An 11,670-nucleotide genomic window follows, 5' to 3' on the forward strand; every position below is an offset into this window, starting at 1 on the left:
TTCACCCCAACCTCTGGTTGGGCCAGGCCAGCCAACCGATGTCTGTCGGTGCCGCCACCGGCCTCCTAGCGTCCACATCATGAAGCTTTCCTGTACTCGACTCACACCCGCACTCGGCGCTACCGCGACACTGCCGCCGCTGGAGAACGGCGACATCACCGAAGAGGCAGCCGACATGGTGCACTCCGCCCTCACCGAGCACTCCGTCCTGGTCTTCCCGGACGCCGGCCTCGACGCGCGGCGCATGGTGCGGCTCGGAGAGGCACTGGGCACCCTCGGCGCCCGCCACCACTCCTACACGACCCATCCGGACTTCGAGGACGTCGTCGTACTGACGTGGGGAGGCGAAGCGAAGCCGGACGCCGCCGAGTGGCACTCCGACATGACCTACCGGCGCCAACCGCCGTTCGCCTCGATATTGAAGGCGGTCGAGGTTCCTCCCGTGGGCGGCGACACACTCTGGGCGAGCATGTTCGCCGTGCACGACGCCCTGGACCCGGGGCTGCGGCGCGACCTCGAACAGCTCGAAGCCGTCCACGACATGGGCGCCTTCAGGACCGGCGCGTACCGGCAGGGCGGCGACGAGGGGATCAGCGAGGCACTCACGCGGGCCGGAACGGCCGTGCATCCGGTGATCGCGCACCACCCCGTGAGCGGACGCCCCTACGTCAACGTGAGCGAGTCGCTCACGCGGTTCGTGATCGGCCTTTCGGCTCCCGAGAGCGCCAGGATCCTGACCTACCTGTTCGACCTCATCAACCGGCCCGACTTCCACGTCCGCGTCAAGTGGGAAGCGGGCACGGTCGTCCTCTGGGACAACCGCGGAACGCAGCACTACGCGGTCGCCGACTACCTGCCCCACCGGCGGGTCATGCACCGCGTCGCGGTGACGACCGACACACGCACACCGGTCGGCTGAACCCTCGGCCCTCCACTGACGCCGGCCTCGGAGGTGTCCCCGGCGTCCGGCGGTCTCCCCTGCCCCTCGGCGGCCGTGGGAGACCGCCGGACGACTGCGGCTTCCTCTACGCTCCTAGTCCACCCGGCGGGGCAGGCCCAGCGGGTTGGCGTCGCGCAGTTCCGGGGGGAGCAGCGGCTCGGGGGTGTCCTGGTAGGCGACGGGACGCAGCCAGCGTTCGACGGCGGTGGCGCCGACCGAGGTGGAGGTCGAGGTCGTGGCGGGGTAGGGCCCGCCGTGGTGCTGTGCGGGCGCGACGGCGACGCCGGTGGGCCAGCCGTTGACGAGCACGCGCCCCGCGAGCAGCGTCAACCGGGACAGCAGCGCGGCGGCGGCGCCCCCGGTACCGTCCTGCGCCTCGGAGGAGGCGACATGCAGCGTCGCGGTGAGGCTTCCCGCGAGCCGGCCGAGTACGGCGTCGACGTCCTCTTCGCCGCCGTAGCGCACGGCCACGGTCACCGGTCCGAAGCACTCTTCGAGCAACAGCTCGTGCTTTCCGTCGAGTTCGCGCGCTGAGACGGTGAGAAGCCCGGGGCGCACGCTGCGCGGGTCCTCGTCCCCCACCCCCGCCGCCACGGGCACCTCGACCTTGTCGAGCGCGCCGCGCGCCGCGACCCCGCTGAGATACGCGTCGCGCATCCGGTCGTCGAGGAGATATCCGGGCGCCGTGGCCCTGAGGCTGTCGGCGAGTACGCCGAGCATCCGGTCGCCGTCGTCGCCCTCGGGAACGAGGACGAGTCCTGGCTTGACGCAGAACTGGCCGGTGCCGAGCGTCATGGAGCCGCCGAGACCCGTGCCGATCTCCTCGGCACGTTCCGCGGCTGCCGCCGGGGTGACGACGACGGGGTTGAGGGAGCCGAGTTCACCGTGGAAGGGGATGGGGCGGGGGCGTGCCGCCGCGGCGTCGTAGAGGGCGCGGCCTCCGCGTACGGACCCGGTGAATCCGGCGGCGGCGACGAGGGGGTGCTTGACGAGTTCGACGCCCGCCTCGAAGCCGTGCACGACGGAGACGGTGTCCTCGGGAAGCCCGGTGGCGACGGCTGCGGCACGCAGTGCGGCGGCGCACAGTTCGGAGGTCGCGGGGTGGTCGGGGTGCGCCTTGACGACGACGGGGCAGCCGGCGGCCAGGGCGCTGGCGGTGTCGCCGCCGGGCACGGAGAAGGCGAGGGGGAAGTTGGACGCCGCGTAGACGGCGACGACACCGAGCGGCACCTTGTAGCGGCGCAGGTCGGGGCGGGGCGGCGTGAGGGAGGGGTCGGCGTGGTCGATGATGACGCCGAGGTAGCCGCCGTCCTCGATCTCGTCGGCGAAGGCACGCAGTTGGGCCGTGGTGCGGCCGAGTTCGCCGGTGATACGGGGTATGCCGAGGGCGCTCTCCTCGTCGGCGACGCGGATGATGTCCTCTCCCCCGGCCTCCAGCCTGGTGGCGGCCTCGCGGAGGAAGGCGGCACGCCGGGTGCGCTCGGCGAGCGCGGGAAGCGCTTCGTGCGCGGCCCGTACGGCGGCGTCGACGGTTGCGGGCGTGGCCTCGTCGGTCACGCGCTCTCGGCGCTTCCCGGTACGGGGGTCCACGCTCCACACTGGTACTGCCGTCACGGGGGTCCTCCTGCCGGGCTGTCTGTTCCGCGCATTCCGTGCTCTCATCCGGAGAGCGTTCGGTATGCTGAACACCATCCCTGTAAGTGAATTCAGCGATCAGCAGGGACTCTAGGACTGCGCGAACAGAGGGGTCAAGGTCGATGTCTGGTGCCGAGGCGGGGGGTTCGCAGGTCAAATCGGCCGTGCGGACGGTGGAGTTGCTGGAGTTCTTCGCCGGAAGGCCGGGCATGCACGCGCTCGCCGCCGTCCAAGAGGCGGTCGGATACCCGAAGTCGAGCCTCTACATGCTGCTGCGCACGCTGGTGGACCTCGGCTGGGTGGAGACGGACGCCACGGGCACGCGCTACGGGATCGGGGTAAGGGCGCTGCTCGTCGGCACCTCGTACATCGACGGCGACGAGGTGGTGGCAGCCGCCAGGCCGACACTCGACCGGCTCTCGGACGACACGACCGAGACCATCCACCTGGCACGCCTGGACGGCACCAACGTCGTCTATCTCGCCACCCGCCAGTCGCAGCACTATCTGCGCCCGTTCACACGCGTCGGACGCCGCCTGCCCGCGCACTCCACCTCGCTGGGCAAGGCGCTGCTGGCGACGTACTCCGACGAGCAGGTGCGCAAGATGCTGCCGGAGACCCTGCCGCAGCTGACCGAACACACGCTCACCGACCGCGAGAAGCTGATCGAGGAGCTGCACGTCGTACGGGAGAGCGGCTGCGCCGTCGACCGCGAGGAGAACACGCTGGGGCTGCGCTGCTTCGGTGTGGCGATCCCGTACCGGACCCCCGCGCGGGACGCGATCAGCTGCTCCGTCCCGGTGGCCCGGCTGACGCCCGCACACGAGCAGATGATCAAGGACGCCCTCTTCGACGCACGGGACCGCCTCCTGCACGCCACCCGGAGGCTGTGACACATCCCCGGCGGCCCGGACACGGTTCAGCGGCCCGGGCGGACTCGGCGGCCCGGGCGGACTCGGCGGCTCGGGCCGGGCTCGGAGGCCCGGGCAGGCTCGGAGGCTCAGGCGACGTGGGCTGCTCCGACGGCCTCGGCGGCTCGGCGCGGAACCTTTTCTTCGGGTTTGTCCGCTGATCCAATCCCGGTATGCGGAAACCAGACAGGAAGACGGGCACGTCGCGTGCCCGCTGCACCGTCGTGGGCTGCGCGCTCGCGCTCCTCGGCACCGCGCTGCTCCCGGCACACGCCACAGCAGGCCCCGCAGGCCCCTCCCCCGCCGCAAGGCCCGGCACACAGCCACCCGCGGCTGCGCCCGCTGCGGCTCCGGCACCCACGGCGATGCGGGGCGCCGAGGGGGCACGGGACGCCGAGAAGGTGCGGGGCGCCGAAGACGTGCGGGTGCTGTCCTGGAACATCCGCCACGGCGGCAAGGACAAGAAGCTGGGCGGGGCGCGGAACCTCCCGCTCCTTCTCGACCAGCTCGTCAGCCTCGCCCCCGACGTGTTCTTCGCGATCGAGACCTACGGCGCGGGCGACGCCATCCGCAGGGCGCTGACGGAGCGCGCGGGCAAGGGCACGTACCGGGCCGTGCAGGTCACCCCCGGCAAGCACGGGCCGAGCCGGGACAACCTGTGGATCTTCACCCGGTACCGGGTGGTGAAGAGGTTCCCCGTCCAGCGCAAAGACGACGACGAGCACGAGCACGACGACGACCGCGTGTCCGTCAGCGGCTTCAACACCGGCGGCGCCCGCGTCCGGCTGCCGGGCGGACAGCATCTGAACCTCTTCGACACCTGGCTGTCCTTCTCGCACCCCTGGATCGGCCACATGATCAACGCCAACGCCAGAGCCGCGAAGAAGGGCGCTTCGCTGCCTCACTCGCGCGAGGACATCACCGAGGCCGAACAGGAGCGCCAGGTACCGCAGTTGCGCGAGATCCTCGACCGGCGTGTCCCCGCTATGCTCGACGGCGACACCTCGCCCACGCTGCTCGCCGGTGACCTCAACACCGTTCCGGCCTCCGACTGGAGCGGGGCCTGGGCCCGGTGCCCGCGCAAGTACGGGCTCTCCTACGACCTGCGCACGACCCGCATGATCGAGGAGGCGGGCTTCCGCGACACCTACCGCGAGGCTCACCCCGACGTGTGCGCGGAACCGGGCAGCACCTGGAGCCCCCTCGCCAGGAACCGCAGCGCCACGCCTGCGCGCATCGACTTCGTCTTCGCCAGAGGGCGGCAGCTCGCGGTGAACCGCTCGTTCACGGTCGGCGAGCGGCTCGCCTCCCACCCGCCGGGGCGGTTCTACTCCGACCACGCCGCCGTCGTCACCGATCTGAAGGTGGCGCGGGTCTGAGACCGTCTCCGCCGCGCGGCGTAGGCGGATCGTCACCCGGCAGGAAGCGCGGGACGGCAGCGGCGGGAAACGTGGTGCGCATGCGAAGGACCAAGACTCTCCTCGCGGCGCTCACCGTGGCCGCCTGCCTCCCCTATCTGGCGCTCAAACTCACCTGGCTGTCCGGAGGAACGACCGGCATCCCGGAGGGAAGCACGCTGCGGGACAGCGGCGACACCCTGTGGGTGCTCAACGCGGTGACCGTCGCGATGGACGCCACCGTCGTCCTCCTGGTGTTCGCACTCACCCGCGCCTGGGGCAGGCGCCTCCCCGCCGCACTGCTCGCACTCCCGCTCTGGGCCGCCACCGGACTGCTGGGACCGATCGTGGTCGCCTTTCCGGCACAGGCGCTGTACGGCGCGGTCTCCGGCGCGGACAGCACGGGCGGTGTGCGCGGTACGGACGCCGCCGACATGCTCGACGGCTGGGTGTGGACGGTGGTCTATACGGGCTTCTCCGTCCAGGCGCTCGCCCTGGGCGGGCTGTTCGTGCTGTACGTGCGCGATCGCTGGGGCACCCTGCTCCGTACCCGCCTCGGCGCGCTGCCCGTGCCCCCACGCGTACGGGCGATCTGGCGTCCCGCCTTCGCGGCCGGCGCACTCCTCGCGCTGGCCTCGGCCGTACCGCACCTCCTGTGGGCCGTCGGCGCCGGCGCCGACGTGGGCCCGTGCCCGACGCGCGGTGCGGAGCAGAGCGCCGACAGCCGCCTCGTGGAGGGGGCGTTCGCCCTGTTCACGCTGGTCGCCGTCGCGGGCCTCCGGCAGCTCACCCGGGGGAACCCGCAGCTCACCCCGGGGGAAACGGGGCGGCGGAGTCCCCGGCTGGGCATGCCGCTGGCCGCCGCGTGGATCGGTACGGGCGTCATGACGTGCTGGGCGCTCTGGCTGCTCGTCGGCGCGCTCACGGGAGGCGGCCGGGCGGTCGGCCAGCGCGCGTCCGGCTGCACGGAGCTGGTCACCACGGGCCAACTGGTCGCCGGCCTGCTGCTGACGCTGCTCGGCGCGCACGCGCTGCGGCAGCGCGCGAACGCCTCCGGCACGGCCCAGGACCGCACGGCCCCGGACCGCACGGGAGGCGGCGACGTGACGGTGTGACACGGTCGCGGGACGATACGGGCGCGGCCGTACGGGACGCCGGCACAGAGGCGGTACCGGGCAGCACTGATGCCGGCCTGCGAGGCCGAACGGGGAAAGCGGGGTGGCGGATGGGGTGGCGAGGGCGCGTGGCGCTGCTGGGTTCGCGGTGGCTGCATCTGTTGCAGGGCGGCGCGCTGTTCATGCCGTTCTTCCTGCTGGCCGCGGTGGGGGTAAGCCTCGTGTACCCGCGGACGAGGCCGTTCGGGCCGCCGATGAGCGGGCAGTTCACGGCGTACGCGCTCGCGCTGCCGATCGTGGCACTCGCCGGGCTGCTGCCGCTCATCCGGTCCCTGGAGACGGCGGCCGTGCGGACCCTGTGCGGTGTACCGGCGAGTGCGCTGGCCCCTGGCCCCGCCGTCTCGTGGGCGGCGCGACGGCGTACGACGGTGTGGTTCACGCTGCATGCGGGCCTCGGCGCGCTCGTCAGCGGCGCCTCGCTCGCCGTACCGCCGATGGCGATCGCCCTGCTCGCCTTCCCCCTCTCGCCCTGGCTGCGGGAGCACACGCGGGCCTGGCCTTGGGACCACGGCGGCAGCGCACTGTGGACGGCACCCGTCGCCGGACTGGCGCTGCTCGCCGCCCTGGTGACCGTCGTGCACGGTGCGGGGACCGTGCTCGCGCGCTGCGCCCCCGTACTGCTGGGGCCCACGCCCGCCGACCGGCTCGCGGCGGCCGAGCGCCGCGCGGCGGAGCTGGCCGCCCGCAACCGCGTCGCACGCGAGCTGCACGACTCCGTGGGCCACGCGCTCAGCGCTGCCTCGCTCCAGGCGAGCGCGGCACAACGGGTCCTGGACTCCGACCCGGACTTCGTACGGGAGGCGCTGGCCGCCATCGAGGAGACCACCCGCGGGGCCGTCGCCGAACTCGACACCGTGCTGGGCGCCCTGCGCGAGGACGGCCCAGGCGACGACGGGCCACGGGAGGACAGCCCACGCGGCGCCGGCCCACGTGGTACCGGCCCGCACGACCCCCCGCACGCGACGGCGGCCGGCGGGACGGGCCCGGACACGTCAGCCGCGACGGGCGCGACAGCCACGACAGGCACGAACGGCACGGGCGGCCCGACAAGCACAGGCAGCCCAGACCCAGCCCCAGACCCGGCCCCAAGCCAAGGCCAAGGCCCAGACCCCCAACCCGACCCAGGACCCGGACCCGGCCAGGACCGCGCGCCCACCCTCGGCACGGGCCTCGCCGCGCTCCTGGCCCGCTGTCGGGCGACGGGTACCGAGGTGGAGCTGTACGAGGGCGAGGGCCTCGGCCCGCTGGGGCTGCTGCCGCCGGGGCTCTCGTCGGCGGCCTTCCGTATCGTGCAGGAGGGCCTCAGCAACGCACTGCGCCATGCGCCCGGCGCCCCCGTACGGGCCTGGCTGGAGCGTCAACAGGCCCCGGAAAACGAGGAGTTGGTGATCACCGTGGAGAACCGGGTCGCGCCGCCCGAAGCGCGGGCCCGCACGCGTACGCAGCCCCGTACGGCGGGCGGGCGCGGGCTGTCCGGCGTCAGCGAGCGTGCCGCGCTCCTCGGTGGCACCGCACACGCGCACGACCGGGACGGCGTATGGCGCCTCACCGCACGCCTCCCGCTGACGGCGGCCGGCCGGTGAGCCCCGCAGGAGAAGCCGCGCGACCGGCCGCCCACGGTTCGGACACGGGGCTGCGCGTCGTGATCGCGGACGACGAGCGCATGGTGCGTACGGCGCTCCGCGCGATCCTCGGGGCCGAGACCGGCATCGAGATCGTGGGCGAGGCGGCGAGCGGCAGCGAGGCCGTCTCCACCGTGCGGGAACTGCGGCCCGACCTCGTCCTGATGGACGTACGGATGCCCGGGGTGGACGGCATCCGCGCGACCGAGCTGATTCTCGCCACGATGGGCGATGCGGCACCGCGCGTCCTGGTGCTGACCACCTTCGAGAACGACTCCTACGTCTACGACGCGCTGCGCGCCGGGGCACACGGCTTCCTGCTGAAGCGATCCACGGCGGACGAACTGGTGGCCGCCGTACGGGCGTTGGCGCACGGGGACTCGCTGCTCTACCCCTCGGCGCTGCGCGCGCTCGCGGCGCACCACGCGAGGGACCGGCGTGCCGCCCGGCTCACGGAGCGGCTGACCGAGCGGGAGACGGCGGTGCTGCGGCTGATGGCCGAGGGCCTGACGAACGCCGAGATCGCGGCGCGGGCTTCCGTCGCACCCGCGACGGCCAAGACGCATGTCGCCGCCGTCCTCACCAAGCTCGGCGCCAGGGACCGCACCCAGGCCGTGATCATGGCGTACGAGCACGGCTTCGTGACCCCGCGCTGAGGTGCCACGGAACGCCGCGGTTCCCCGGGACGGCGGGGACGGGGATCACTGCCCGATGTGGGCTGCGAGCCGGTCGGCGGCGGAGCGGGGCTCGCGGCCGAGGAGTTCGGCCAACAGCGGGTCCGCTTCGGCGAAGTAGCCGGCGCGGGCCGCCTGGTACCAGGTGAGCAGGAGTCGGGCCATCTGCTCCGGGACGCCGACCGCGATCTGTTCGGCGACCCACTGCTCGTCGTCCACGACGATGCGCTTGATGGTGCGGCCTGTGAGGTCAGAGACGATCTTGGCGAAATCGTCGAAGGTGACGGCGGTCGGCGCGGTCAGGGTGACAGGACCGTCGAAGGAGCGGTCACCGGCGAGGATGACCGCGGTGGCCTCGGCGATCTCGTCACGGTCGGTGAACGGGATGGGACCGTCTTCCGGCTGAGCGATCACGCCGGTCCGCTGCCACGGGCCGAGCACCTGGTCGAGCGGACCGTAGGCGCCGTTGCGCAGTGCGGTCCAGTCGGTGCCGGAGTCGCGGAGGATCGCCTCGGTGGCGATGTGGAATTCCGACGGCCCGTACGGGTTGCCGGGGACGGCGGCCTGCTGGCTGGTGTAGAGGATCCGCCGGGCGCCGGCCGCGACCGCGGCTTCGACGGCATTGCGGTGCAGGCCGACCATGTCGGCGGCCGGGTCGTTGCCGGACACCACAAGGACCTGCTCGGCACCGGCGAATGAGTCGCGCAGCGCTGCCGGGTCCTCGTAGGAGCCCTGCCGCACGCGCACGCCGCGGTCGGCGAGGTGCTGCGCCTTGGCGGTGTCGCGGACGCTGACGCCGATCCGGTCGGCGGGTACGCGGTTGAGGAGGTGCTCGACGGTGGCGCCGCCCAGCCCACCGGTAGCGCCGGTGACAACAATCATGTTCTTGACCTTCCTGAGAGCCCACGGTGCCCGTCTTGGCGGTGGGCGGAACCATAAATTGACCAAGCAGGTCAGTTTCTCTTCCGACTGCGACCGTAGGTAAACTGACCCTGCGAGTCAAATTCGACGGTGAGCGACAGGAAGAGACGGTGAGAGCCATGGCCGGTGCGGTGCCTTCGCAATCCCCGCTGCGCGCCGACGCCCGGCGCAATTCCCAGCAGATCCGCTCGGCCGCGATCGGCGCCTTCCAGGGAGAGGGCCTGACGGTGCCGCTGGAGGAGGTCGCGAAGGCAGCGGGGGTGAGCAAGGCCACGATCTTCAACCGGTTCGGCGGGCGGATCGGCCTCATCGAAGCCGTCATCGAAGAGGTCGTGGCGAGTGAGCTGTTCGCCGTCATCGACCGCGCTCGGACCGTCGACGACGACGGCGAGCGGATCGCGTACTACCTCACCGCGATCCGCGACCTCCAGTACCGCCAGCCCGCCTTCAACGACGTCCTGTTGCAGACATATCCGCACTCGCAGCAGCTCATGGAGATCTGCCGGGTCGGAAGCGAGGCCAACGAAGAGCTGATCGCGGCGGCACGGACCTCCGGCGCGCTGCGGCCGGAGTTCACGGCTGACGACCTCCACGCACTCGTCCTCGACAACGCCCTCGCACTCAAGCACGGCAAGCGGCCCTCCCGGGACGACTACGACCGCCGCACCATGTACCTCCTGGACGGAATCCGAGGGCCCTCCTCCGCCTCCGGCGGACACTGACAGCGCCCTCGCCCTGGTGACCCGCGTCGTCCTCCGGGGCTCGTCTCGCTCCGGGACAGCACGAAGACCGTGCGTAGGCCGCGAGAGCACTCTCGGGCCGCCGCTCCGCCGATGCGATGATCAGGCATGCCCGAGCCCATGAAGCACACGCCGTGGACACTGCTGAACGTCCGCCAGCTCGCCTACCTCCTCGCCGTCGTGGACGAGGGCTCGTTCACGGCGGCGGCGCAGCGGCTGCACCTGTCGCAGCCCGCACTCTCGCGCCAGGTGCGCGAGCTGGAGCAGCACATCGGGGGTGCGCTGCTGGAGCGCAGGCGCGGAGGTCTCGTGCCGACGGCGACGGGGCGTGCCTTCCTGCCCGAGGCGCGTGCGGTCGTGGCGGCGGCCGAGCGTGCCATGCGGGTGGCCCGCGACTCGCTGGGCCTTGAGGGCGGCACGCTGGAACTGGCGACGCTGGCCACGCTCGCGAGCGGCAGACTGCTGCCGGCGCTCAGCGAGTGGCGGCGGCTACACCCCCATGTGCGCACGCGGCTGCGGGAGTTCACGTTCCGCGGGGAGCTGGAGGAGTACGTCGCGGGCGGCGGCGGTGACCTGGCCATCGGCACCCTCTCGCAGCCGTGGGACGGACCGGCCGTCTCGCTGGGCTGGGAGGAGTTCGTCCTGGTGCTGCCGCCGGGCGACCCGCTGCTGGAGCGGCCGGGAGCCGTGGCGCTCGACGCGCTCGCCGAGCGTGACTGGGTGGGCTACGACCCGCAGCAGGGCCTCGCCCGGCTGATGGGCGCCGCCTGCGCCGCCGCCGGGTTCGAGCCGCGCGAGGCGGTGCGTACCAGCCAGGTCGAGGCGGCTGCACGGTTCGCTGCCGCCGGGCTGGGGCTTGCCCTGGTCCCCGCCGGCACGGTGCCGGGCGACCTCGCCGCGTGCGCGCGGCGGCTGGACCCGCCGGTGGCCTGGGAGATATCGGCGTACGCGCGAACCGAACTGGACCACGCCGCCCAGTCGTTCATCGCCCTGGCCACCGCCACCGCCTCCTCCCCGCGTCCCCACGGAGCGCTGGAACTGACCGACCGGTGATCCGGTCAGGGGAGAGCGGCAAAGCGCGGGCGGGGTCTACTCGGTGTGGCAGACGGCCTCGACGTTGTTCCCGTCCGGGTCCCGTACGAACGCGCCGTAGTACGAGGCGTGGTACTCCGGCCGCACACGTGGCGCGTGCAGCGACTCAGCGCCGGCCTCCACCGCCGCAGCGTGGAAGGAGTCGACGGCCGCGCGGTCGGCAGCCGTGAACGCCAAGTGCAGCTCACGGGGCTGCCCCTCCCCCGTCATGGGGATGAGCCACAGCGTGTGTCCGGTGGTGCCGAAGCTGACGAACTCGCCGAACTCCTTCGTCCTGCCTGCCCCGAGCGGGGCGAGAACCGTTTCGTAGAACGCCGCACTCGTGGCGACGTCCCGTACCTGGACCGCGATGTGATCGAGCATGCCGCCACCCTTCCATCGCCGCCCGGACCTGTCGCCACGTTTTCCCCGCCCCCCCGCCTGTCTCCTGGGCCCTGTCCCTGCCTCGCCCGTGCCCGGCCCATGCTCTCCGAGCATGGAAAGCATGAGGAAGATGTCTTGGACACATCCTCCGAACCCGGCCTAGTTTTCCGGGAGTTCACCGTCGGCAGGCGGCGGCGTCT

At 72.5% G+C, this 11,670-nt stretch carries 11 protein-coding genes; 8 read left to right on the plus strand and 3 right to left on the minus strand.

The features are described from left to right. Positions 1-79: 79 nt before the first annotated feature. On the plus strand, positions 80-919 hold the full coding sequence (locus NMN56_RS14165) for a TauD/TfdA dioxygenase family protein (RefSeq protein ID WP_274044645.1): 840 nt from the start codon (positions 80-82) through the stop codon (positions 917-919). Positions 920-1,033: 114 nt separating this feature from the next. Here the strand turns inward: NMN56_RS14165 and NMN56_RS14170 are convergent, their stop codons facing one another. Continuing rightward, positions 1,034-2,539: an aldehyde dehydrogenase (NADP(+)) gene (locus tag NMN56_RS14170; protein ID WP_274044794.1), complete on the minus strand. Its 1,506-nt coding sequence runs from the start codon at positions 2,537-2,539 to the stop codon at positions 1,034-1,036. A gap of 158 nt (positions 2,540-2,697) precedes the next feature. On the opposite strand from NMN56_RS14170, the gene NMN56_RS14175 reads away from it, so the two are divergent. The 5 genes from NMN56_RS14175 to NMN56_RS14195 all read left to right on the plus strand — a co-directional run bounded on the left by NMN56_RS14175 (position 2,698) and on the right by NMN56_RS14195 (position 8,336). Next, positions 2,698-3,468, plus strand: coding sequence for an IclR family transcriptional regulator (locus NMN56_RS14175; protein WP_274044646.1), 771 nt, complete (start codon positions 2,698-2,700; stop codon positions 3,466-3,468). A 191-nt stretch (positions 3,469-3,659) separates the two neighbouring features. Further along, complete coding sequence (locus tag NMN56_RS14180) at positions 3,660-4,865, plus strand: endonuclease/exonuclease/phosphatase family protein (RefSeq protein WP_274044647.1); 1,206 nt, start codon at positions 3,660-3,662, stop codon at positions 4,863-4,865. A gap of 80 nt (positions 4,866-4,945) precedes the next feature. Continuing rightward, positions 4,946-5,998 (plus strand): hypothetical protein, encoded by a 1,053-nt coding sequence (locus tag NMN56_RS14185; RefSeq protein ID WP_274044648.1) that lies wholly within the window; start codon positions 4,946-4,948, stop codon positions 5,996-5,998. 110 nt (positions 5,999-6,108) lie between these two features. Continuing rightward, positions 6,109-7,641, plus strand: a complete 1,533-nt coding sequence (locus NMN56_RS14190; RefSeq protein WP_274044649.1) for a sensor histidine kinase — start codon at positions 6,109-6,111, stop codon at positions 7,639-7,641. A 50-nt stretch (positions 7,642-7,691) separates the two neighbouring features. Then, entirely contained in the window at positions 7,692-8,336 is a 645-nt protein-coding gene (locus NMN56_RS14195) for a response regulator transcription factor (protein WP_274044795.1), read from the plus strand. 45 nt (positions 8,337-8,381) lie between these two features. Here the strand turns inward: NMN56_RS14195 and NMN56_RS14200 are convergent, their stop codons facing one another. Further along, on the minus strand, positions 8,382-9,236 hold the full coding sequence (locus NMN56_RS14200) for an NmrA family NAD(P)-binding protein (RefSeq protein ID WP_274044651.1): 855 nt from the start codon (positions 9,234-9,236) through the stop codon (positions 8,382-8,384). Between the two features lie 158 nt (positions 9,237-9,394). On the opposite strand from NMN56_RS14200, the gene NMN56_RS14205 reads away from it, so the two are divergent. Both NMN56_RS14205 and NMN56_RS14210 read left to right on the plus strand, forming a co-directional pair. Further along, positions 9,395-9,997, plus strand: coding sequence for a TetR/AcrR family transcriptional regulator (locus NMN56_RS14205; protein ID WP_274044652.1), 603 nt, complete (start codon positions 9,395-9,397; stop codon positions 9,995-9,997). 126 nt (positions 9,998-10,123) lie between these two features. Then, the gene (locus NMN56_RS14210; protein WP_274044653.1) at positions 10,124-11,068 is read left to right on the plus strand and encodes a LysR family transcriptional regulator; all 945 of its coding nucleotides are present in this window, start codon (positions 10,124-10,126) and stop codon (positions 11,066-11,068) included. A gap of 36 nt (positions 11,069-11,104) precedes the next feature. On the opposite strand, the gene NMN56_RS14215 is transcribed toward NMN56_RS14210, so the two are convergent. Beyond that, the gene (locus NMN56_RS14215) at positions 11,105-11,470 is read right to left on the minus strand and encodes a VOC family protein (RefSeq protein WP_274044655.1); all 366 of its coding nucleotides are present in this window, start codon (positions 11,468-11,470) and stop codon (positions 11,105-11,107) included. Between the last annotated feature and the right edge of the window lie 200 nt (positions 11,471-11,670).

It is taken from the genome of Streptomyces iconiensis (assembly GCF_028657195.3).
In the GTDB taxonomy this organism is placed as follows: Bacteria; Actinomycetota; Actinomycetes; order Streptomycetales; family Streptomycetaceae; genus Streptomyces; species Streptomyces iconiensis.